The organism is Evansella sp. AB-rgal1 (genome assembly GCF_041820985.1).
Lineage (GTDB): Bacteria > Bacillota > Bacilli > Bacillales > Salisediminibacteriaceae > Evansella.
Window position 1 is genome coordinate 76,620 of record NZ_JBGUAU010000011.1, and the last position, 20,985, is coordinate 97,604.

A 20,985-nucleotide genomic window follows, 5' to 3' on the forward strand; every position below is an offset into this window, starting at 1 on the left:
TTTTTATGTTACTAAAATAGTTTTCTTATACATAGACGAGTATCTCTCATTATTAAATAGCACAAGAAAATGAAAAAAATCCCTTCAATACGCCATCTTCTCTCCGTTGATATACTAGAGAATAAATAAATAGTTATCATTGTATGGTCGGTCGCTTTTAAAGAAAGATACTTCAACCTTTTCCATTCAGGAATTTCCTGTAGTATATCTATATTTTTTTTGTAGGTAGGCTACTTTTACTCTTTTGGAAAATTGAGTTAGGCAATAGTATGAAAGCGTTTTATAAAAGGGGTATTTTTATCTATTTTTATGATAATCAAAAGCTTAGGTATGAACTTAAAACCTTGATAAATCAACGTTTATTATGTCCAATGTATTGTGATGATTATATACGTTATTGGATCATTGTTTTACGATAAGAACATGAAAGGCCAATCATAAAAACAAGGGGACATCAAGAATGAACAAAGTAAGAAAGGGAGATGAGTATGGAACCTAAATTATCAATGGAGGATGCTCCGTTAACGAAGGCACAAAGAAGAAATGAATTATGGAGAGCAATAAAAAAGAACAAATGGATTTACTTAATGATCCTACCAGGAATTATTTATTTTATAGTATATAAGTATATTCCGATGTATGGATTAAGTATTGCTTTTAAGGATTTCAAACCATATTTAGGAATGCAAGGAAGTCCTTGGGTAGGATTTGATCAATTTGTAAGACTATTTAATGATCCAGACTTCTTTATGATATTAAGAAACACATTAATGTTATTCGCATTACAATTATTTGTATATTTCCCGATTCCAATTATTTTATCTTTAATGTTAAACGAGTTAAGAAGTCAAGCTTATAAACGAAGTGTACAAACATTAATATATATTCCTCATTTTATGTCATGGGTTGTAATCGTTTCCATCAGCTTCGTGATGTTAACGATGGACGGTGGTATTATTAATGGAATGTTAGAAGCAATGGGCTTTCAGAAAATAAACTTTTTAATGAATGCAGACACATTCCGACCTATGTATATCATTCAAGTTATTTGGAGAGAAGCTGGTTGGGGAACAATCATTTTCTTAGCAGCAATCTCAGCTGTAGATCCATCATTATATGAAGCAGCACGTATGGATGGTGCTACTCGAATTAGACAAATGTGGCATATTACACTACCGTCGATTCGAAGTGTAATCATTGTATTACTTATACTAAAAATTGGAGATACGCTTGAGCTTGGATTTGAGCATATCTATCTATTATTAAATGCTTCAAACAGACACGTTGGGGAAATCTTTGATACGTATGTATATGTGGCTGGTTTACGTCAAGGACAATTTAGTTATGCAACTGCCGTTGGGTTCTTTAAAGGCGGAGTAGGTCTAATATTAGTAATGTTAGCTAATAAGTTAGCGAAGAAATTCGGTGAAGAGGGCGTATATTAATACCCGAAAGGAGGAGAAATAATGATTCAAGATAAAACACTAGGTAGTAGATTATTTAATGTAGCAAATATCATCATACTAGGGATTATTGCTCTAGTTACTGTATTACCATTTTTACACGTAATTGCCGCTTCTTTTACAACGAGTGCGGAATTAGCAAATAGTAGATTCGTATTATTTCCAAAGGTATGGAGTTTCGATGCTTATCGTTACATTTTCTCCACTGATACTATTTCAAGAGCATTAATGGTTTCCGTTATCGTAACAGTAGGTGGTACTTTATGGAGTATGTTAATGTCCGTAATGACGGGTTACGGTCTTTCAAGACGAGACTTAGTTGGTAGAAGACAAATCATGTTCCTTATCATATTTACAATGTTATTTAATGGTGGGATGATCCCAACATTCTTAGTTGTTCAACAAACAGGATTAATGAACTCACTACTTGCATTAATCATTCCTGTTTCAATAAATGCTTTCAATATGGTAATCTTAAAAAGTTTCTTCCAAAACCTTCCTGCGGGGTTAGAAGAATCTGCGAAAATAGATGGTGCTGGTGACTTCTCTATCCTTTTCAGAATTGTCATTCCATGTTCTTTACCAGCAATTGCAACAATTTCATTATTCTATGCAGTAACATATTGGAACACATATATGCACGCGATTCTATACTTGAGTGACTCTAGTAAGTGGCCAGTACAAGTTTTACTACGTCAGATAGTAGTATTAGCAACAGGAATTAACTATGATGGATCCGAATTTACAGATGTTCCTCCACCAGAAATTACAGTTAAGATGGCGACAATCGTAGTAGCAACTTTACCAGTTCTTGCGGTATATCCTTTCTTACAAAAATACTTTGCAAAAGGTGCTCTATTAGGATCTGTTAAAGGATAATAAAGATACAACTGATCAGCAGTCCGTGAAAACTAGTATGTAAGTAACGAACTGCTGATTTATATTAGCTTTCTATTAGAAGCAGGTGAATTAGATGAATTCCGAAAAAAAAGAAATGCTTGAGATAATGAACGAACTAGAGGTAAATTTTGATGGATTCTTTCAATGGTTAGCGGGACAATATGATCCAGTAACAGGCGGATTTTATTATGCAAGAAGTTCTATAAAAGATAACCGTTTTACTCCAGACATTGAGTCAACAGCACAGGCGTTAAATATTTTAATTAGGAACGATCTATTGAAGAGTTTACCTGAAGAGATTAGACAGCAAATGATCGTTTTTTTTCAAAGAAAACAAGATCAAAATACAGGCTATTTTTTAGATGAAAACCCTGCAATGAAAAAGGATGAAGTGATGGTTCACCGAGCTATTAATTACTCGGCAGGATCCCTAAGGAAATTAGGTAGTACTCCGCTTTATCCATTACCATTAGAAGCCAAATCTGCACCTGAATATGTAGCAACTCCAGAGACATATTTGAAAAAGTGGCAGAGTATAGATTTAAGCAATAGTTGGAGGGGCTGCGATCTCCTAGCCACTTCTTGTGTTTATATAGGGGAAATGGAAGAATCGCTACAACAGCGTTTTCTTAATGAGGCAGTGAAATATTTAGCGAGTATTCAAGATCCCGAAACAGGATTATGGGGAGAAGGTAGTTTATATGTTCGAATTTCTGGAACATTTAAGCTACATACGTTTTACAGTAGATTTAATATACCTATGCCTAATACGGATCTTATCTATAAATCTATTTTACATTGCTTACGGACAGAAGAAGCATTTGATATGTGTTATATAAGAAACCCAATAAATCTGCTTTCTTATATGGATGTATCTATTCCTCATAAAGAGTTAAAAGAGATATTAAAAATTACAACCGACAATGTGAAGACACTTAAGAGAACTGATGGTGGTTTTTCTAGAGAACTAGACCATTCACCACCAGCCCCGAATGTTGCTCAAGTGAAAAAGAATGAGTTATATCCCGATATGCCAGAGCCTGTATGTTTAGGGAAAGGTCTAGTAGAAGGGGATATGAATGCAAGCACACAAGCAACGTTAATTTGGTTACAGTGCCATCAACTTGCAGGGTTACAAGCTAAACCAATAAAAGACTCAGAAACATTTTACAACTTTTTACAGCAAAAAATTGTATAACTTTTTTGAACTTAGAAAAATGTTTAGCTCCATTCGCTTTCCTTAATAATCTTAATGAAAATAGAATAGTGACTGCGATTGGCAAGGAATACTTGCGGTCGCAGAATTGTTCTATCTTTTTTTATAATGGGCAATGTTATGGCGGATGAAAAAACGTTTATAACTGTTATCATTCTATGGAATGAGTGTAGAAGGCTCGGCAGTTTCCCTAGAAAAGAGAATGGGCTGAAACGAATGGAATAATACCAACAACAAAACTCTAAATCATGAGAGAAGTGTTAACCAAAATGAAGTTCTTTCAAATATCTAAGGAAAAGATCCTGTCAAATCAAGCGATAATTAGTCTTGTTAACCACGCTATCTTCCAATTTGGTAATTCTCTTTCGATTATTTTTATTAATTTATATTTATGGAGGTTAACAGAAAGTTTATTAATTAACGGTTTGTTTAACTTAATTGCTATACTTTCACAAGCTCTTACTACCTTTGTCATAGGAAAAATGGCAAAGCAAAAAGGGAAACTTGCTATTTATCGTTATGGGATTTTTCTAACAGCGTTATTTTACTTATGTATAATAATTACTCAAGAATCGATGGTTCAATATTTTTATCTCTTTGCATTATTACGTGGGATGGCTCAGTCAGCGTATTGGTTAGGGTATTTTACCCTTGTTTATGAGGTTACCAATAATAACAATAGACACAGATATCTTGGATGGAATCAAATAACGATGCAAAGTGCAAATTTAATTGGGCCAGCTGCTTCTGGAGCGATTATTGGAATGTATAGCGGCTTAAGTGGTTATGTTATTGTATTTTCATTTGCATTTGTCATGTTTTTAGTTGCCACGATAGGTAGCTTAAAAATGAAAAAAGAGCAGTTTCATCATAAACAATATTATATGAAATATTTACCTCTCATATTAAAGAAACAACCGAATTTCTTAAAGGCATTAATTGGATGGTTTATCATCGGTTTTCCACAAGGGATTATGATGTACGTTCCTGCGATATTGTTATATACAATCTTTTTACAAGAAAGTACGGTAGGTTATTTAAATGTTGGGTTTTTAAGTTTATCAATAATATCCAGTTATATTATTTCTAGAGTAGCAAACATTGAATCTACGAAAAGATATCTTTACCTCTCAGCGATAGGACTTACTTTATCGGCAACCTTCTTGTTATGGAACATATCGATTTGGACTGTAGTCTTATTTATGTGTATTAGTCACATTTTCAAACCGTTACAGGCAAATGCATATGCTGCGTATTATTTCCAATGGATAGGAAACATTCCATTGAAACAGAATTTTCGTGTAGAATCCGTGGTATTGCGAGAAACAGTTACAAATCTTGGTAGAGGATTTGGGATTATCATATTTATGATATTCTCCACAGAAATTAATCCAACGACAATACCGTGGATTTTAATTTTACTAATGGGAATGCAATTTCTAATACCGATGTTAGCGAAACTTCCAAACCGAGAGAAGATGTATGAAAGAAAAGTAGGATAAAAAATGTGAAGGGTGGATGAGTAATGGAAACGATAGGTACATGGGAACAAGTAGACACAGGAGTAAAGCGGAAAATTCATAAACCAGGTCAAAAGCTTATGATGATGGAAGTAGAATTTGATACAGGTGGCATCGGAGCAGAGCATAGTCATCCTCATGAGCAAATGACGTATTGCTTAAAAGGAAGACTTGAGTTCACAATAGGAGGAGAAAAAGTAATAGTAAAACAGGGAGATTCTCTTTCTATTCCTGGGGATGTAATCCATGGTGTTGTAGCATTAGAACCTAGTACTCTGTTAGATGTATTTACGCCACTTCGTGAAGATTTATTAAAACGGTAGGATATAGTCTATGAGGGAAAATACAAATAATACTCATGGTGGCGATCTAGGTAATGGTATGTATGTGAATCCAATCTTAAGAGGAAATTATGCTGATCCGTCGATTGTTCGTGTTGGTGAAGATTATTATATGGTGAATACATCTTATCAATATGTTCCAGGGCTTATTGTTTGGCATTCAAAGGATTTAATCAATTGGACTCCTATAGGTACAGCCTTAGAGAACTATAACGGAAATGTATGGGCTCCAGATATTGCCTATCATAATGGAACGTTTTATATCTATTTTCCAGCGGATAAAACAAATTGGGTAACGAAAGCAGAAGATCCTAAAGGACCTTGGAGTAAACCTATTAATCTTCAGACCTCACATATCGATCCGGGGCATGTAGTAGGACCTGATGGAAAACGATATTTACATTTATCCGGTGGTAATATGGTACAGCTCTCTGATGATGGCCTCTCTACTGTTGGTGAAGTGCAACATGTATATGAGCCATGGAGTTATCCTGAAAATTGGGTTGTAGAGGCATTTAGTCCGGAGGGCCCTAAATTAACATTTCATAATGATTATTATTATTTAACGATTGCTGTAGGTGGAACTGCGGGGCCTCCAACTAGTCACATGGTAGCAACTTCAAGATCAAAAACACCATGGGGACCTTGGGAGCACTCCCCTTATAATCCAATTATTAAAACCAACTCTCGGGAAGAGAAATGGTGGTCACAGGGTCATGGAACATTAGTAGATACTCCTAATGGTGATTGGTTCATGGTATACCATGCGTATGAAAATAGTTTTCATACATTAGGAAGACAAGTATTGTTAGTTCCAATCGAATGGACGGAGGATGGTTGGTTTAAGGTATCTGATAATATCCAACCGGACCAACCTATAAAGAAGCCAGAAGGTTCTAAATCAGAACATGGGTTACCAACAGTAGATAGATTTGAAAGCAATCAATTAGGAATACACTGGCAAACGTATGGTAACAGAGATGAGAATCGCTACGAAGTTGGTAATAGTGAATTAACGATCAAAGGCATCAATGGAGAAACTATCTCTCCCTTACTATATATGACGGGGCATCCTAAGTACGAGGTAGAGGTTGAAGTTAGCGTTTCTGATGATGCGGAAGGACAATTACTTCTCTATTATGATAACACTGCCTACTTTGGTCTTGGTGTTTCCAAGAATGGAGTAAGACATTTCCGTACGTTCAAAAATTATCGAACAGAGAATTATGAAGCTGATTCTATATCACTAAAAATAAAAAATGATGAAAATATCATTTCCTTCTATTATAAAGAGGAAAATGGAAACTGGGTCAAATACGACAAAGTAATTGACGCATCTGGTTTTCATCACAATACTTTCGGTGGATTTTTAAGTTTACGAGTGGGAATAGAGACGGTAGGTAATGGAATAGCAAAATTTAAAAACTTCCATTATAAGCCACTTAATTAATAGTGTGGAGGGCAATAACATGATCTTTTTTGATATAAGAAACTATGGAGCGGTTGGAGATAAGGTTACAGATAATACAGAAGCTTTTGCTACAACAATACAGGCTTGTGCTGAAAGTGGCGGAGGAACAGTTTATGTTCCATCTGGTACCTTCTTAACAGGGTCGATTGAATTAAAAAGTAACATAACATTGTATTTAGATGCAGGATCTGTTGTTTTATTTAAAGATGATTTTGATTCCTATCCCGCAGTAAAAACTCGTTGGTCTGGATATGAATGCTATGGTTTCCAACCTTTAATTTTCGGAACGGGTCTAGAAAATGTGACTATCAAAGGTGAGGGAACATTTGACGGTCAAGGTAGAGCGTGGTGGAATATTGCTAATGAGTTGAAAAAGGGAGGCACTATTTCAACAGAAAGAACGAAGGAAATTAGTCTACTTAATCAACAAAACATGGAGCCAATCAGTACAAATCTGTTAGAGTGGGATACACAATTTTTGCGCCCAGCATTACTGCAATTACTAGATTGTGAGCATGTAACAATTGAAGGAGTTACTCTACAAAACTCTCCATTCTGGAATACGCACTTAGTATATTGTAATCATGTAAGTGTTCGGGGAGTAACAATTAACAATCCGTGGGATACACCAAATGGAGATGGCTTTGATATTGATTCATGCTCGAACGTTCGTGTAACAGACTGCCACTTCGATGTTGGAGATGACTGTTTATGTTTAAAATCAGGAATTAATGAAGATGGAAGAAGAGTAGGAAGACCAACAGAAAATGTTACGGTTACAAATTGTACGATGGCTGCTGGACACGGTGGAATTGTGTTCGGAAGTGAAAATTCTGGTGGTATTCAAAATGTAACAGTTTCTAACTGTGTATTTATTGGTACAGATCGCGGAATCCGATTTAAAACAAACAGAGCTAGAGGTGCTTATATTAGAAATATTTTAATTAACAATATCTATATGGAAGATGTTTTCTGTCCATTAGCAATGAACTCTTTCTATCGTTATGGTGTTGATGAAAATGATCCGTTAATGAACAGTCCGAAGGCTATTCCAGTTACGGAAAAAACTCCTAGAATCGAACACGTTCAAATTAGTAATGTTACGGCGAAAAATTGCCGAGCAGCTGCTGGATTTATATACGGGTTACCAGAAATGCCTTTAAAGGATATTCGTTTAAGTAATATTACATTTGAAATGACGACTGACCCTAACGAGCAAGGTGGAGAGCCTGACATGGTAAAAGAAGAGATTATCCGTGCGGGGGATGGTATCTTCTGTAAGTATGTAGATGGAATGGAAATAGATCGTGTTCGAGTGGAAACTCGTCAAGGACCGGCTTTATCTATGGAAGAGGTTACAGATGTAGAGATTTCTCAATTATCCATGAAGAAAGTACACGATGATACACCAGTCGTAACATTAAGAAAAGTTAGTGATGTTTTTGTATCAGGACGTCAGTCGCAATCACCTTCCTATTTACAAGTAGACAAGGAAAGTACTTCTGTCGTTGTATCGCAAAGATAGTTCCACAGGAGAAAATAGGAAAAGAGGAAGATAAATGAAAACTTTTAAAAATCCAATCTTACCTGGTTTTTACCCTGACCCATCTATTTGTCGTGTGGAAGATGATTATTATATGGTTACTTCTACGTTTGAGTATTTTCCAGGTGTGCCGATTTTTCATAGTAAAGATTTAGTTAACTGGAGACAACTTGGGCATGTGTTAGATCGTCCATCACAATTAAATTTAGACGGCACTCCATGTTCAAAAGGAATCTATGCGGCGACGATCAGGTATAATGATGGAATTTTCTATATGATCACTACCTTCGTTGTTAGTAAAACAGGTGCTAGAAAGAACTTTTATGTTACTGCAACAGACCCAGCAGGTCCTTGGTCGGAGCCAAATTGGTTAGATGATGCTCCTGGAATAGACTCTTCTTTATTTTTTGATGAAGATGGAAAAGTATATTTTACAGCAAATCGTGTTCCACCAGAAGGGCAGCAGTACCCTAAGCATATGGAAATTTACCTACAAGAACTTGATTTACAGGAGAAACAATTAGTTGGCTCGAAATACAGTCTTTGGGATGGGGCTTTAAAGCAAATCCATGCTCAAGAGGCACCACATTTATATAAAATAGATGGGTATTATTATCTTATAATCGCTGAAGGTGGAACTGGGTTTACTCATTCTGTTACGATCGCTAGGAGTGAATCAATTACTGGGCCATATGAAGTCTGCAAAACGAATCCCATACTAACACATCGTCATTTAGGAAGAAATTATCCTATTACGAATGTAGGGCATGCGGATATCGTTGAGACACAAGATGGCGAATGGTGGATGGTATGTCTTGGCACTAGACCTTATGGTGGAGATTATCGAAATATAGGTAGAGAAACATTTTTAGTTCCATTTACTTGGGAAAACGGCTGGCCAGTAGTGAATCCAGGGAAAGGGATTGTTGAGATCGAGATGGTAAGACCGAGTTTACCTGAACAACGTTGGCAAACTCAACAAGCGTGTGATCATTTTGATTCAGAAAAACTAGATGATCGTTGGAACTTTATTAGGACACCAAGAGAAAATTTTTGGTCACTTACAGAGCGTACAGGATTTCTACGATTAAAAACAAAAGCAGAAACAATTATAGAAGAGACAAATCCTAGTTTTATAGGTAGACGCCAGCAACATATAAATTTTGCTGTGAGAACAGAAATGCATTTTTCCCCAACGGAAGAAGGAGAATCTGCAGGTCTCGTGCTTCTTCAGAGTACAGACTATCAATATCGACTTGAGTATACAAAGGTAAGTGGAGATACAGTCGTTTGCCTAACAAAGCGTGTAGAGGGAATTGATAATGTGGAAGCTATATACAAGACAAACGCGAATGTATTGTTCTTTAAAGTAGAAGCGTTTGGGCAGTCTTATAGTTTCTACTATGCAGAGAAACCGGAGCAGTGGGAAATAGTGAAAGAAAATGTGGACGGAACGATTTTAAGTAGTGATGTTGCAGGGGGATTTGTAGGAACTTACATCGGTATGTATACGAGTAGTAGTGGAAAAGAAAGCAGCAATTTTGTAGATTTTGATTACTTTGAATACGTAGGGTTAAGTAACTAAAGGTGGAGGAACGACTTATGTGGGCTCCCAATCAATTTATGGATTCATTATACAAAAAGACCCTAAAAGATAACAATGTATACACGGAGGATTGGAAACAAAATGTAATAGTTAAGTTGCGAGAGTCGTTGGGTGATTTTGGGGAGAATGACATTTCACTAGAGCCAAACGTTATAGAAGAGAAAGATTTTGAAGACTATAGTCGTCTACGAATAGAAATAACGACATTAGATCAATTAAAAATGCCTGTGTACGTGTTAAAACCTAAAGGCTCCAATCAGAAAAAGTTACCAGCAGTTCTCGCTATACATGGCCATGGATATGGAAGTAAAGAGGTTGTTGGCTTACTTCCAGATGGAACGGAAAATGAAGGAAATCCAGGAATTCATAAAAACTTTGCAGTGGAATTAGTTCGTAAAGGTTTTATCGTTTTTGCACCAGAGTTAATCGGTTTTGGGGACAGAAAGATGAGTGAAGATCACCCTGGAGTTTCACCGAATGATAATTCTTGCTATACATTAGCTAGTCATCTACTTCTTTACGGGAAAACGTTACCTGGACTTCGAATATATGAATGTTCTAGAGTAATAGACTTTATAATGACAATGGAAGAAATTGATCAGGGGAAGATAGGTTGTATGGGTTTATCTGGAGGGGGACTCGTAGCAGCCTATACTTCAGTCCTTGATGATCGTGTAAAGGCTACTGTTATTAGCGGTTATACGAACACATTTAAAGGAAGTATTATGGACCGAAGACATTGTTTAGATAATTACATCCCAGGTGTTTTACAGTATGCAGAAATGCCAGAGCTAATTGGTTTATCAGCACCTAGACCACTATTCATTGAGTCTGGCATAAGTGACCATTTATTTCCAAAAAATGAAGTGGAGATTGCTATAAAAAGAATAACTGAAATTTATAAACAATTCCATGCTGAAAATCTTATTGATCACCATTTCTTTCAAGGTGGACATGAGATTAATGGTGAGAAATCATATGACTGGTTAGCTAATGTATTACAGTTAGCTGAAAGGAGATAACTATGGGGAATAATACAACCTCAACATCAGGAGAAGATACAGCTGTTTGGTCAGCAGATCTTGGTAATGGGTTTTATCAAAATCCAATTATTTGTGCAGACTATTCTGACCCTGATGTCATTCGTGTAGGAGAAGACTTTTTTATGGTGGCATCTAGCTTCAATATGTCTCCATGTTTGCCAATTTTACATTCAAAGGATCTAATAAATTGGGAAATTATAAATCATGTTTGTGAAAAATTTCCTGATTCTTCATATGATAAGCCTAGACACGGAGATGGCGTTTGGGCACCTAGTATTCGTCATCATGATGGGAAGTTTTGGGTGTTTTTTGGAGCCCCAGATGAAGGGATTTTCATGAGTACAACAGAGGACCCATTTGGAACTTGGTCACCTCTTCATTTAGTAAAAGAAGCGAAAGGGTGGATTGATCCTTGTCCATTTTGGGATGAGGATGGAAATGCATACCTAGTTCACGCATTCGCTCGAAGTAGAATTGGCTTTAAGCACATTCTCCAAATCTGCAAAATGAAGCCTGACGGAACGGCTTTATTAGATGAAGGCACCTATATTTTCGATGGAACAACGGAACATCCAACCATTGAAGGTCCAAAAATGTATAAACGAAATGGCTATTATTATATCTTTGCCCCAGCAGGTGGGGTAGCTACAGGCTGGCAAACGATTTTACGATCAAAATCAGTCTATGGACCATATGAAGATAAGATCGTTCTACATCAAGGAAAAACAGAGATAAATGGTCCACATCAAGGTGGTTATGTTGAGTTAGAATCAGGAGAATCATGGTTTATGCATTTTCAGGATAAAGGTGCATACGGACGAATTACTCATTTACAGCCAATGAGTTGGAAAGATGATTGGCCAGTGATGGGGCAAAATGTAAATGAACAAGGAATTGGTGAGCCTGTTCTACAATGGAAAAAACCGAATGTAATTGGTGATCATAAAATCGTTAATCCTCAAACTAGTGATGATTTCACCGGGGAATCATTAGGACTACAATGGCAGTGGAGAGCGAATGTCAATCATAGTTGGTATACAATTTGGGATAATTATTTAAGGTTACATGCAATAAAGCAACCAACTGGAGTAACAACTATCTATGATTTACCGCAAATTTTAACACAAAAGTTTCCTGCACCAGCATTTACAGCAACAACTTTAATGAATTTTACTCCAAAAAGCTACGAAGATTACGCCGGTTTTATGGTGTTTGGGTTAGATTATGCAGGGATTATGTTAAAAAAATCTGGTGCAGGATTAAATGTTATTGAATTCAATGGTAGTACAGAAAGAGATAAACCTGCAGTAGAGCAAGAAAAAGTAGTAAATCACATAAATTCGTATACGTTTTATCTCCGAGTAGATGTTGATCATAAAGCAATTTGCCAGTTTAGTATAAGTATTGATGGAAATGAGTTTGAAACTGTCGGTGAACCGTTCCAAGCGAAGGAAGGTCATTGGATTGGTGCACAATTAGGTATCTTCTGTAAGAACAAAGTAGAAGAAGCAAGTACAGGATATGTAGATGTAGATTATTTTAAAATTACAAGTAATAAATAAATTTGGTGGGGGAATGAACATGACGGAAGCATTAGTAGTAAAAGGGAAGAGCCCATTACAATGGGCAGAAGAATCTTGCAGGAGCTTAATGAATGACTATGAACCAATTAATTTAAAACCAGCAAATCGTTGGCATTACCACCAAGGTGTTTTCTTATGTGGGATGCAGGATGTATGGCAAGTAACAAAAAATGAAGAGTATTTTCAATACTATAAAGAGTACGTAGATAAGCTAGTAGATGAAGAAGGAAACTTCTATTTCCGTAGAGATGAGTTAGATGCCATTCAACCAGGGTTGTTATTATTCTCGTTATATAAAGAAACAGGAGATAAAAGATATAAAATTGCTGCCGAAAAATTAAGAAATTTATTAAAAACGTTAAATAAAACAAAAGCAGGTGGGTTCTGGCACAAAGACAAGTACCCATACCAAATGTGGTTAGATGGGCTATATATGGCTGGTCCATACACCATGACATATGGGCTTACATTTGATGAGCCTGAATTAGTAGATCTAGTATTACTTCAAGAAGAGCTAATGAGAAAGCAAACATATGATCCAAAAACAGGTCTTTATTTCCACGGATATGATGAGAGTGGAAAAACTCCTTGGTCTCAGCCTGAAACAAACACTGCACCTGAAATTTGGGGTCGTTCATTAGGTTGGTATGGAATGGCGTTAGTGAACCTCATTGAATTACTTCCAGAAGGTCACCCGAAAAAAGCGGAACTAACTGGAGTTCTTCAAGACTTAGTAAGTAACATAGTAAAATATCAAGATGAGGAAACTGGTCTTTGGTATCAAATCGTTGATAAAGGAGACCGTCCAGATAACTGGTTAGAAAGCTCAGGGTCTGCATTATTTATCTTCACAATTGCGAAAGCAGTTAACAATGGCTATGTAGATGAGAAATACTTTGAAGCTGCAAAAAAAGGGTACGAAGGAATTGTTACTCGCTTTATTAAAGTAACACCAAATGGAGGATTAGCTTTAACGGGTATTTGTATCGGTACTTCTATTGGGGTATATGAATATTACGTTGATCGTGAAACAGATGAAAATGACTTACACGGTGTTGGGGCGTTTGTATTAGCAAGTATTCAAATGCATAAGCATGGAGCATAACTTTATAATATATTAAAACAAAGGGGGCGTACTTGCTCCCTTTGTTTTGTTTTAGTAAAAAACCTAAGGATATCTATCTATCGGGTTTACTTCAGGGGTGCAAACAAGCCATTTGCAAGCAAAATCACATGTGATTTTTTCTTGTACTTTAAGAAAGTTTAAATTCGCTAAAGGATTAAAGTATAAGATAAACTAAGGCTTTCGCCATTTAGGACTTGGCGATAAGCCAAGTTTATCTAATATATCAGTGTTTTATTGATAAATAGATGTGAAATCACAAAGTAATTCACAGCCCTATTCACATAGGTGGAAATAAATATATCCTTCATGTGTTTGTGATGTGATTTGCCATGCGAATTCTAATGTGAAAGGGAAGGACTTAGATATTTATATTAAAGTAAATGAAAGGATATATAGAATCTTTCAAGCAATGTAATGAAAGAAACGAGGAGAAATGCTCAATGGAATAAATAAACGGAGAATTTTCCCTTATTTAATAAATAGCACGAAAAATAGTCTGAATAAACGGAGAAATTCCGTTTATTGACTCAAATCTATTTAAAAAGGGAGAATTTCCTTTGCATAACCGGAAAAACTCCACTTATTTGCCACGAAATTAGGTGAATTTTGATTTTAAACGGAAATTCTCCGCTTATTTTATTTCACTGAAAAAGGATAGGAATACATAGACTTGGCTATAAGCAAAGTTTATCTAATAAATTGCTAAGAAAACCTCATTTATTTCAACAAACGGCTAGTGAAATAAGCAGGAAGAACCTTCGTGCCATTGTAATATGCGAATTATACTGTGAATCTAGTTTCGAAAGATGTGTGATTTATCGTGTGAATTCGTCTGTGATTTGACGTTTTGCACCTCACAAGTAACCCCGTTAGACTGTCATCCTCAGGTTCTTATATTGATATACAAGATTCATTCATCTTTATTTCCGGAGTTAAGATTATTTCGTTTGGAATTTCTTTTTTATCAATGATATCTAGTAAGGCATTCGTAATTGTTTTTGTTATGATTTCATTAGGAACCCCTACAATGGAGATAGGTCTATCGAATGTATTCATTTGTGGAATATTATCATAACTAATAATAGAAATATCATTAGGAATAGATAGATTTCTTTCATTTAAAGCACGTATAACTCCCTTTGTTAGATCGTAACTTCCACTTATTATAGCAGTTGGCCTATTAGGCTCATTTAGTCGTTTTATCATTGCTAAATAACCATCGTACATCTCAAGACCAGGTGCAGGTATGAGAGAATCCTTTTGTACATCTTGAAGGTATTCCTTCATTCCTTCTTTAAATCCAACTACTTTTTCTTCTTGAAGTTGATCCTTTCCAGTGATATCACCAATAAAGGCAATATTTTTGTGACCAATCTCAGCAAGAGATTTAACTGCAAGTTTCATCGCTTCTCTTCTATTAACATCTACAGTAGGATACAAGGGATCTTTGGCAATACCGTAGGATAGAATTGGTACATTTGAAGGATAATGATTTTCTATATAACCTTTCTCGTTAAACATCAAAATTGCATCCACTTGAAATCGATTAAATGTATTAATCGCTGCATCAATTTTATTAATTGATAATAAGGTGGTATAGTCAAGGGATTCTAATTGTTCATTTATATTTGTAATTAAGGCAGCATGTGCAGTTCTTTCAACAGTTGGCCAAACAACTCCTATTGTATTGGACTTCTTTGAAACTAGACTTCGTGCTGCAGCATTAGGTTGATAGCCTAGGTCATTTGCAATCGTTACAATACGCTTTTTTGTAGGTGGTTTAACTAATGGGCTATCACGTAATGCTTTAGAGACAGTAGAATAACTAACACCAGCAGCCTTTGCGATGTCTTTAATTGTTACCATTATTAGGGTCCTCCAATATGTTGGTTTTCAAAATAACAACGTTGTTTTTGTTTTATTATATCAGAATAAATAGAGAGGAAGATAGGATTTCTCATTAATTCGATAACGAGTTAATGAGATGATTATGTTCTAGATTTTTCTATTAAACTTAGCATTTACATATCGCTACCAATGACAACGTTTGTTTCATAGTATATAATTTTCTTATGTTAGCGTATTCAAGTCCGAATTTTCTGAATAAACATTACTACTCGTTTACTATGACTGTTTTATATGTAATAAAAAAGGGGGATTAAAGTTGAAAAGATTTCCTTTATTATTATTACTATTAATTCTGCTATTAATTCTACTACTTGTGGCTTCCTGTGGCAATATTTCAAGTGCACTTAAAGATAAAAATAATCAAAATAATAATATGAAAGTACAAGTGAAAGGTAATACACCTGTTGAAATAAGTATCACATGGTGGGGGGGACAAGAAAGACATGAACGAACCCTAAGTGTCATTGATTTATTTGAAAAAAAGTATCCCTATATTAAAATTAGACCAATACACCAAAATTTTGAAGGTTATTTTGAACAATTATCTACGCAATTCAATGCTGGAACTGCCCCAGATATCATCCAATTCGGTGGAAACTTAAATGATTATGTTTATAGAGGTGCAGTACTCCCATTAAATGATTATGTAGGAAATGTACTAGATATCAGCTTACATGACCAAAGCATGGTAAATGCTGCAGTGATGGGGAGTAATTTTTATGGAGTGGCTCTCGGAACAAATGCATGGGGTGTGTTACTGAATAAAGCCATGTTTGAGGAAGCGCGAATACCACTTCCAAGTGAGAATTGGACATGGAAAGAATTTATCGAGATTTCCATTCAGTTAAGCGATTCTTTAGAGAGTGTTTATGGAACAGAATATTTTGACCATAATGGATTTGGTATTTTCATAGATCAGAGAGGCAAAATTATGCATCAAAATGGTGTACTGGGTATTTCATATGATGATGTTCTAGAATGGTTTCAATTGTGGGAAACATTAAGGGAAAAGGGAGGGGTATTACCCCCAGAGATACAAGTTTCTTCCACAAGTACTCCCGAAAAATCCCTTATTGCTTTAGGGAAAGTTGCAATGACGTTATTGCCTAGCAATCTGTATGGTGCTTATAGCTCGATTTCCGAAGATGAATTTGTATTTCATCCGCATCCAATGCATGAAGGGAGAAGTGGAGTGTCATTAAGACCGAGTCAATTTTTAGCGGGAAATGCGAATACAAATCACCCTAAAGAAGTGGCTATGTTCTTAGATTTTATAGTGAATGATAAAGAAGCAGTAACTATTCTAGGAAATGATCGGGGAACTCCTGTTAATACAGAGATCAGAGAATATCTATATAGTCGGGCTGACGAGAATGACCGGACCATTTTTACATATATTGATTGGGTAAGTACTACTTCAGACTCCTATTATGTACCTAATTTGCCCGGATATAATGAAACTAGTGCTCTATTTTTACGAATTAGTGAAGAAATTTCCTTTCAAAGAAAAACAGTAGAAGAAGGAGCAGCGGAATATTGGGAGCAATTACAATTGGTGTTAAGTCACTATAGGAACGGAAATTGATTAGAGAGTGTGGGATATTGGATATTAACATTACTAGAGAAGAAAGGTCAATAATATATGTTTAGGAAACTAAAGTCGATTATTGTTATTAGTTATTTAGCTGTTACTGTCCTGTTTTTTTCAAGCTTTAGCATTATTACGTACAAAATCTTTTTCGACTATACGAGAGAAGAAATTAGTGAAGCAAGGCTAACAGGGATAAATGAAAGTATGAGTAGAATTTCTTCCTTTACAACAAGCGTTCGAGATTCGGGGATTTATTTTGTTACGAACCGTAATGTCATTCAAACTTTTTCTCATCAAAATGTGAGCACGTATGAATCTATTGTGGAGCAGCGTACTCTTACAGATTTAATGAATGATATCGCTAGTTTTAAAAGAGGGATTCATTCTATTGAGCTTTATACAGATCGATACAATCACTATCCAAATGTTGCAGGGAGTAGAGTATATTCTACACAATTAATTGAAGAAGAGCCTTGGTTTGAGTTTATAAATAAATCAAACTATGGCTGGATTCCAAAACACGAGTCCCCTAGTACAAAAGAATTTGTCGTTAGTTATTATCATCATGTAACAAATCCTAGAGGAATCACGGTAGGATATGTGAAAGTAAATGTTTTGGCGGATACTTTCCTTGAAAGTATGTATGAAAGAAATTTTGCAGATAACATAGATGAACCGCTCCTTTTATTTGATTCGAACAGAAGAATTATTGGTCATACCAATACTTCTGAGTCCCATGAAGTAATAAACCAACTGATTACATACGAATCTAATGGGGAATATGGGATGTTAAGCGAAGAATATGTTAACCAATTCAATCAATATGATATCTTGGAAGAAAAAGATAACAAATATATGCTAGTAATCTCTAAAGCAAATGAAGACCAGTGGCGTTTAGTACATTTAGTTCCCATTGATTCCTTATATAGCGAATCAAGAAAATTAGGGGTCATTGTATTTTTTTTAGGGATAACCAGCCTATTGTTACTCATTCCTATTTCTTATTTCGTGGGAAGAAGCCTATTACAGCCAATAAACAAGATTATTCAAGGAATGCAAGAGGTGGAGAAAGGGAATTTTGATGTCCGTGTGAAACCACATTATATTGACGAATACAAAACAATGGCTAATAACTTTAATCGCATGACGTTTCAACTTGACCAGTCATTAAAGGATTTAAAAAGGGAGAACCGTTTAAAAAGAGAAGCAGAGCTAAGAACGTTACAAAATCAAATTGTTCCACACTTTCTATACAATACGTTAGATATGATTCATTGGAAGGCAATGGATTATCAAGCAGAAGATATAAGTTTTATGGTAAATCAATTAAGTAAGATGTATCGAATTGGAGTAAGTGGTGGCCAATCTTTTATACCTTTACGTGATGAATTAGAACACGTGAAATGCTATATTAATTTACAAAAGGTGAGAATGCATGCGGATATTAAATATGATGTTAGAATACCTGCAACAATAAAAGAAGCATTTGTTCCTAAAGTTATTCTTCAGCCTTTTGTAGAGAATAGCATAAAACATGGATTCTTAAGAGATATAGAAAATCCCATTCATATTCGCATTTTAGCTACCTGTAGTGAAGATTATTTAGAAATAAAAATCATTGATAATGGTACTGGTTTACCAAATGGATGGAAGATAGAGGATTCCAAAGGGATTGGAATTAAAAATATTAAAGAGAGAATTTGGATTTACTGTGGAACTAATTACGGAGTAGATTTATTTAATGGAGATGATGGAGGAACAATCGTTTATATGAAACTTCCTATGATAAAAAACAGAGAACAACTAAAGAATTTTCTTAATGAAGATTAATTGAAATAACTAACTGGTTATCTATATTTATACATGAAAGACCACACGAAATAATCAACTAGTCGCCGCGTGTCTGTTATGATTTACCATAACAAGCATGCGGCATTTTTTTTAGATACCGAGAGCGGCTTGAATTCCCGGAGTAACGTTAGAAAGGTAGCAAGGGGAATCGAAGAGCAGGTTCAATTTCCGAAGGACTGGAAGGAAGAAGTCGACATGACGCCAGATCCCAGGAAGTGGACCGAACTTAGGCGGAATGGAAGCGTCTTGCAACTTTTCTTATAATTCTTACTTTTCTTATGATAATCCTTACTTTCGTTTATTCTTTTGTAAGTGCTTACATTGTAGAATTTAGTTAAGAAATATGCTAGTGCTTCTAAAAATCATAATATGAATAATAAAAAAAGTAAGATTAATATGATTTGAAAGTGCTAGATTATTTCAAATTTAAAGGAGGGGTCTTTTTTATGAAGAAATTTTTATCATTCTTTTTATTACTGTCACTGATCTTTGTTCTTGTTGCTTGTGGAAATAATGAGAATACTTCCGGTGGAAACAACGGAAACAACGGAAACAATGGAGACAATGAAAACAATGACTCAAATGATCAAACAAATAATTCAACTGGAACTGACGGAGATCAAATTGAATTACGTATTGCATGGTGGGGCGGACAAGAAAGACATGATCGAACATTAGAAATTATTGAAATATATGAAGATAGAAATCCTCACATTAAAATAACACCAGAATATTCAGGTTTTGATGGATATTTTGATAGATTAAGTACACAATTTGCAGCTGGTAATGCACCAGATATCATTCAGTATGGTGGAAATTTAAATGATTATGTATCAAGAGATGTAGTTTTACCTTTAGATCAATTTGTAGGAAATGAGTTAGATATTAGTTTACATGACTCAACGATGTTAGAAGCGGGTACATTTGATGGTACTTTATATGGTGTAACTCTGGGAACAAACGCATGGGGTATATTGTTAAATAAAACATTGTTTGAAGAAGCAGGTGTAGCTTTACCTGATGAGAATTGGACTTGGGAAGATTTTATCGACATTACAGTTGCTTTAACGGAAAATCTTGATGGAATAGCAGGAACAGAATATTTCGACCATAATGGATTTGGTATTTTTGTTGATCAAAAAGGAAAAGTGTTACATGAAGAGGGAGTGTTAGGAATTGATGAGCAAGATGTTGTTGATTGGTATCAGTTATGGGAAGATATCAGAGCAACTGGCTCAGTTGTAGCACCTGAAATTCAAGCAGCATCTTCCACAACACCTGAACAATCTATGATTGTTGCTCGTGAAGTAGCAATGCAACTAATTCCAAGTAACCAACTAGGTGCATTCAGAAATGCGACACAAGACGAGTTAGTATTTAACATTCATCCATTAATGGACGGAAGAAGTGGAGTAGCGTTACGTCCAAGTCAATTTATGGCTGGATATTCTGAAACAGAGCACCCTGAAGAAGTTGCAAAATTCTTAGACTATATGGTGAACGATTTAGAAGCAACAGCGATCTTAGGTAATGATCGTGGAGCACCAGTAAACTCAGAAGTAAGGGAAAACTTAATTGCTGTTGCTAGTGAAACAGATTCTGCAATCTTCGCTTATATTGATCTAGTAAGTAGAACTTCAGATTCACCTTATGTACCAAATTTACCTGGTTACAACGAAACAGAAGCTCTTTTCAAAACTACTAGTGAGGAAATAGCTTTCGGTATGACTTCTGTTGCAGATGGTGCTGAACGGTATTTCAAAGAGTTATCTGAAGTAGTAGAAAGAAATAGATAAGATAGTATTTATTTAAAAAACAGTAAA

At 35.4% G+C, this 20,985-nt stretch carries 15 protein-coding genes; 14 read left to right on the top strand and 1 reads right to left on the bottom strand.

Translation table 11 applies throughout. From position 1 onward, the window contains the following. Window positions 1–488: 488 nt before the first annotated feature. The 11 genes from ACERII_RS11120 (at window position 489) to ACERII_RS11170 (ending at window position 13,791) form a co-directional block, all read left to right on the top strand. Complete coding sequence (locus tag ACERII_RS11120) at window positions 489–1,445, top strand: ABC transporter permease (protein ID WP_373642366.1); 957 nt, start codon at window positions 489–491, stop codon at window positions 1,443–1,445. Between the two features lie 21 nt (window positions 1,446–1,466). Next, on the top strand, window positions 1,467–2,342 hold the full coding sequence (locus ACERII_RS11125) for a carbohydrate ABC transporter permease (protein ID WP_373642368.1): 876 nt from the start codon (window positions 1,467–1,469) through the stop codon (window positions 2,340–2,342). A gap of 94 nt (window positions 2,343–2,436) precedes the next feature. Then, window positions 2,437–3,561, top strand: coding sequence for a prenyltransferase/squalene oxidase repeat-containing protein (locus ACERII_RS11130; RefSeq protein ID WP_373642370.1), 1,125 nt, complete (start codon window positions 2,437–2,439; stop codon window positions 3,559–3,561). Between the two features lie 287 nt (window positions 3,562–3,848). Then, complete coding sequence (locus ACERII_RS11135; RefSeq protein WP_373642372.1) at window positions 3,849–5,081, top strand: MFS transporter; 1,233 nt, start codon at window positions 3,849–3,851, stop codon at window positions 5,079–5,081. A 23-nt stretch (window positions 5,082–5,104) separates the two neighbouring features. Beyond that, the gene (locus tag ACERII_RS11140; RefSeq protein ID WP_373642374.1) at window positions 5,105–5,422 is read left to right on the top strand and encodes a cupin domain-containing protein; all 318 of its coding nucleotides are present in this window, start codon (window positions 5,105–5,107) and stop codon (window positions 5,420–5,422) included. A 10-nt stretch (window positions 5,423–5,432) separates the two neighbouring features. Continuing rightward, window positions 5,433–6,890, top strand: a complete 1,458-nt coding sequence (locus ACERII_RS11145) for a family 43 glycosylhydrolase (protein WP_373642376.1) — start codon at window positions 5,433–5,435, stop codon at window positions 6,888–6,890. A 19-nt stretch (window positions 6,891–6,909) separates the two neighbouring features. Then, window positions 6,910–8,436: a glycoside hydrolase family 28 protein gene (locus tag ACERII_RS11150; protein WP_373642378.1), complete on the top strand. Its 1,527-nt coding sequence runs from the start codon at window positions 6,910–6,912 to the stop codon at window positions 8,434–8,436. A gap of 34 nt (window positions 8,437–8,470) precedes the next feature. After that, window positions 8,471–10,039 (top strand): glycoside hydrolase family 43 protein, encoded by a 1,569-nt coding sequence (locus tag ACERII_RS11155; RefSeq protein WP_373642380.1) that lies wholly within the window; start codon window positions 8,471–8,473, stop codon window positions 10,037–10,039. Window positions 10,040–10,056: 17 nt separating this feature from the next. Beyond that, window positions 10,057–11,082, top strand: coding sequence for a dienelactone hydrolase family protein (locus tag ACERII_RS11160; RefSeq protein WP_373642381.1), 1,026 nt, complete (start codon window positions 10,057–10,059; stop codon window positions 11,080–11,082). A gap of 2 nt (window positions 11,083–11,084) precedes the next feature. Next, entirely contained in the window at window positions 11,085–12,665 is a 1,581-nt protein-coding gene (locus ACERII_RS11165) for a glycoside hydrolase family 43 protein (protein ID WP_373642382.1), read from the top strand. A 19-nt stretch (window positions 12,666–12,684) separates the two neighbouring features. After that, entirely contained in the window at window positions 12,685–13,791 is a 1,107-nt protein-coding gene (locus ACERII_RS11170) for a glycoside hydrolase family 88/105 protein (RefSeq protein WP_373642383.1), read from the top strand. 912 nt (window positions 13,792–14,703) lie between these two features. Here the strand turns inward: ACERII_RS11170 and ACERII_RS11175 are convergent. Continuing rightward, window positions 14,704–15,678, bottom strand: a complete 975-nt coding sequence (locus tag ACERII_RS11175; protein ID WP_373642384.1) for a LacI family DNA-binding transcriptional regulator — start codon at window positions 15,676–15,678, stop codon at window positions 14,704–14,706. 298 nt (window positions 15,679–15,976) lie between these two features. On the opposite strand from ACERII_RS11175, the gene ACERII_RS11180 reads away from it, so the two are divergent. From ACERII_RS11180 to ACERII_RS11190, 3 genes are all read left to right on the top strand, one after another. Continuing rightward, the gene (locus ACERII_RS11180) at window positions 15,977–17,305 is read left to right on the top strand and encodes an ABC transporter substrate-binding protein (RefSeq protein WP_373642385.1); all 1,329 of its coding nucleotides are present in this window, start codon (window positions 15,977–15,979) and stop codon (window positions 17,303–17,305) included. 57 nt (window positions 17,306–17,362) lie between these two features. Next, window positions 17,363–19,141 carry a cache domain-containing sensor histidine kinase gene (locus ACERII_RS11185; RefSeq protein WP_373642386.1) on the top strand — a complete coding sequence of 593 codons (1,779 nt, stop codon included), beginning with the start codon at window positions 17,363–17,365 and terminating at the stop codon, window positions 19,139–19,141. Between the two features lie 467 nt (window positions 19,142–19,608). Further along, the gene (locus tag ACERII_RS11190) at window positions 19,609–20,958 is read left to right on the top strand and encodes an ABC transporter substrate-binding protein (protein WP_373642388.1); all 1,350 of its coding nucleotides are present in this window, start codon (window positions 19,609–19,611) and stop codon (window positions 20,956–20,958) included. Window positions 20,959–20,985: the final 27 nt, after the last annotated feature.

Bases quoted from the DNA above. Each gene is read 5' to 3' on its own strand.
- ACERII_RS11145 (WP_373642376.1), top strand. From the start codon at position 5,433: ATGAGGGAAAATACAAATAATACTCATGGTGGCGATCTAGGTAATGGT.
- ACERII_RS11160 (WP_373642381.1), top strand. From the start codon at position 10,057: ATGTGGGCTCCCAATCAATTTATGGATTCATTATACAAAAAGACCCTA.
- ACERII_RS11165 (WP_373642382.1), top strand. From the start codon at position 11,085: ATGGGGAATAATACAACCTCAACATCAGGAGAAGATACAGCTGTTTGG.
- ACERII_RS11190 (WP_373642388.1), top strand. From the start codon at position 19,609: ATGAAGAAATTTTTATCATTCTTTTTATTACTGTCACTGATCTTTGTT.
- ACERII_RS11140 (WP_373642374.1), top strand. From the start codon at position 5,105: ATGGAAACGATAGGTACATGGGAACAAGTAGACACAGGAGTAAAGCGG.
- ACERII_RS11120 (WP_373642366.1), top strand. From the start codon at position 489: ATGGAACCTAAATTATCAATGGAGGATGCTCCGTTAACGAAGGCACAA.
- ACERII_RS11170 (WP_373642383.1), top strand. From the start codon at position 12,685: ATGACGGAAGCATTAGTAGTAAAAGGGAAGAGCCCATTACAATGGGCA.
- ACERII_RS11175 (WP_373642384.1), bottom strand. From the start codon at position 15,678: ATGGTAACAATTAAAGACATCGCAAAGGCTGCTGGTGTTAGTTATTCT.
- ACERII_RS11135 (WP_373642372.1), top strand. From the start codon at position 3,849: ATGAAGTTCTTTCAAATATCTAAGGAAAAGATCCTGTCAAATCAAGCG.
- ACERII_RS11185 (WP_373642386.1), top strand. From the start codon at position 17,363: ATGTTTAGGAAACTAAAGTCGATTATTGTTATTAGTTATTTAGCTGTT.
- ACERII_RS11130 (WP_373642370.1), top strand. From the start codon at position 2,437: ATGAATTCCGAAAAAAAAGAAATGCTTGAGATAATGAACGAACTAGAG.
- ACERII_RS11125 (WP_373642368.1), top strand. From the start codon at position 1,467: ATGATTCAAGATAAAACACTAGGTAGTAGATTATTTAATGTAGCAAAT.
- ACERII_RS11155 (WP_373642380.1), top strand. From the start codon at position 8,471: ATGAAAACTTTTAAAAATCCAATCTTACCTGGTTTTTACCCTGACCCA.
- ACERII_RS11150 (WP_373642378.1), top strand. From the start codon at position 6,910: ATGATCTTTTTTGATATAAGAAACTATGGAGCGGTTGGAGATAAGGTT.